Source organism: Candidatus Obscuribacterales bacterium, from assembly GCA_036703605.1.
Classification (GTDB): domain Bacteria; phylum Cyanobacteriota; class Cyanobacteriia; order RECH01; family RECH01; genus RECH01.
The window spans coordinates 1-2,578 of sequence record DATNRH010000745.1; the positions used below are offsets into that span (position 1 = coordinate 1).

Annotated in this window: 4 protein-coding genes; 2 read left to right on the forward strand and 2 right to left on the reverse strand. The window is 51.0% G+C overall.

Annotation, left to right across the window (positions count from 1 at the left end; genetic code table 11):
- Positions 1-259, reverse strand: a 259-nt coding sequence (locus V6D20_15495; protein ID HEY9817185.1) for a pyridoxal-phosphate dependent enzyme, incomplete at its 3' end; no start/stop codon positions are given.
- Positions 260-717: 458 nt separating this feature from the next.
- On the opposite strand from V6D20_15495, the gene V6D20_15500 reads away from it, so the two are divergent.
- Both V6D20_15500 and V6D20_15505 read left to right on the forward strand, forming a co-directional pair.
- Positions 718-960, forward strand: a complete 243-nt coding sequence (locus V6D20_15500) for a hypothetical protein (protein ID HEY9817186.1) — start codon at positions 718-720, stop codon at positions 958-960.
- 366 nt (positions 961-1,326) lie between these two features.
- On the forward strand, positions 1,327-1,863 hold the full coding sequence (locus V6D20_15505) for a DoxX family protein (protein HEY9817187.1): 537 nt from the start codon (positions 1,327-1,329) through the stop codon (positions 1,861-1,863).
- A gap of 138 nt (positions 1,864-2,001) precedes the next feature.
- On the opposite strand, the gene V6D20_15510 is transcribed toward V6D20_15505, so the two are convergent.
- Positions 2,002-2,328 (reverse strand): hypothetical protein, encoded by a 327-nt coding sequence (locus V6D20_15510; protein ID HEY9817188.1) that lies wholly within the window; start codon positions 2,326-2,328, stop codon positions 2,002-2,004.
- Positions 2,329-2,578: the final 250 nt, after the last annotated feature.

Here is a 2,578-nt window from a genome sequence, read left to right on the forward strand (position 1 = left end):
TGGAGATGGCTAAGGTCATACCCCGGTCTTTGAAACTGCCGGTGGGGTTTAACCCATCAAACTTAACGAAAACCTTCACCGATCGCCCCACTTGGGCAGCGATCGCCGGGGCTGGAATTAAGGGCGTATTGCCCTCTAGCAGGGTCACAACGGGTGTTTTCTCAGTGACCGGCAAAAAGGGGCGATAGGCTTCAATTAAGCCTGGCCAGCTTCGGGACGACAGATCAACCGAGTTAGAAACAGAAAAACTAGGGATCACGGCAGTTAACGCATTACCTCAAGCATACTTTACACGACTGGCCCAGCAAAATACCGACGACGCGGGTGGCAGAGCCGTTAGAATTCCTGTCCGCTCTGGGTTAGGTAGGCTGGCGGAGTGATGACACCTTTCGTTGTCAACAACTGTCAACAACAGAGACTAACCAGGGTAGCCTATGCTACATCCAAATGGGTAGCCCAAATGAGTAGATAGATCAGCGTATCGGTGATCGAGCTATCCTTATAGTGGTCATTCGTTGAACAGAATCCCACCCTTTAGTCTAGCTTGCCCTGCTGCTGTCCCTGTATAAATTTAGGGATCAGGGCTGGCTGTCTTGATGGAACCCTTGGGGCAGACAGTTGAGGAACTGCCACACCCTTTGGGGAGGCGATCGCCACATTGTATACAATCGATTGCGTTGGATACGATAGAATACGCCATGTTGTGAGTGAGTAAAAATGACTATCCAAGCTTCTATGGCTAATGTACTCCTAGAACGTCCAAGTTCACCGGTTACGAGCTCTCAGCCTTGCCCCTCTGAGGCGATAGCTGCATCAGCCCTGACGTCGTCCGCCCGCGCATCTATCCCGGAGACCTCTCACCCGCTGCCCTATTGCGCTATGCACCAAGCTGAGTTGCTGTCGCTTCAGGCGGAAGCCGATGCCCTTTTGCACCACCTTCAAGCCCTGCGGCAGGAGTAGTTGATAGGGAAACCTGAACCGCTTGCCTTTCTCAGATTGCCCGTCGTGGTCAACTCTAGCAACGTGACCAACGGGGTACCTTGCATGATTTCTGGTTGCATCCTGACTCATTTAGTTAGGACTTAGTAACATTATCCTCAGACTAGCGCAGCTCTCCCTCGAGGGCTGCGCCTCTTGTTTTGGGCTGTTTGATCTAGGTTTGAGAGCCAGTTTCCGCCCATTGAGCTAGATGAGAGCGATCGCCTTTGCAGTCCATATACCGCTTCATCCCGAAACTAATCTTAATCAATACGATTGAGATTTCTTAATAATCATTAAAATTAATTACAATTATAAGTAGACGATCTAAAGCAACCACTGGGGCCCATGACCATAAACCAACGCTTAACCCAAACTGTAACTGCTGTTCTCACATCGAATTTGTCCGCCAACTACGCATCTCAAACTGCATGGACAATTCTTCGCGTCGTAGCGGGTGTTGTCATGATTCACAACGGTCTTGACAAGTTGTCCAACATCGAAAGCTTTGCTCAGGCCTATGTGCAGGTGATCGGGCTGCCCTTTCCCATCTTCTTCAGCTATGTGGCTGCCTATACGGAACTCCTAGGCGCACCCCTCCTCGCCCTTGGATTGCTGACTCGCCCCGCGGCCCTAGGCCTCTTGAGCACCATGCTAGTAGCTATGTACCATCACGTACTTGTGGCTGGGCTCAGCATTCCCTACCTAGAGCTATCGGTTCTCTACGCTGCTTGTTTCCTGTTCTACCTGGTGAATGGAGCGGGTCTCTTCTCCGCCGATGCCTTGATTGCCGGATGGCTCAATGCTGCGAGCAGCAACGCCCGTACCCAAGCGATCGCCCAAGCAGAATCAGCCTACAGCACATCTCAGCCTCGTTCTAAGTAGGTCTGCGTCTGTTGTCCTGTGGGACGTATTATTACTTAAGCTAGCGGATTCGAGGGCTATGTCCTTCGGATCCGTTTTTTGCAGAGTTTCACAGGCTAGATGACATCCGTAGAGTTCGCTGGAGTCTTGAGGTGTCCGCTAGAGCAGCAGATCGGCGTCATTGCCTCTTGCATCTAAAGGCGGCATCAAAGGTTGGCTAGACTGAACCGGAATGGTTGCTACTAAGTCCCCTTTGACCAAAAACTTAATGTGTCGAGCAATGCGCAATTGAGCAATTGGTTCACGGATTAATTCACTCAGCTCTCGGAGGGCCAGGGCTGTGGATGCGGTATGGCACTCAATCCGTAGCGATCGCCAGCGACGGGTCAGTTTACACTGACGCAGGATGTTGAGTTGCTCTAACTCTGCGGTATTTTCGCGATAGTAGTTTAGGATGAGTTGAGTAAGCTGTGATTGCCAGTTCATAGTCTTTCTGCGGCGAATTCTCAAACATTCAACAATAGCGAATAGACCGCCTACTGAGGCTATGGATGGCAGCTCAGTATCGGTTCTCAGGCTCTTAAGGTGATACCAACTGGGTGGACGGATCACCCTCTATCGTCATTGAACCCTAGTTCCCTTTGGGGCAGATGGGTCTTGCAAGAAGACTTAATGACTTGTCGCCTCTGTTCACATAGCCAAACCAGGGGCGATCGCTGATGGGCTCTGAGGTTGA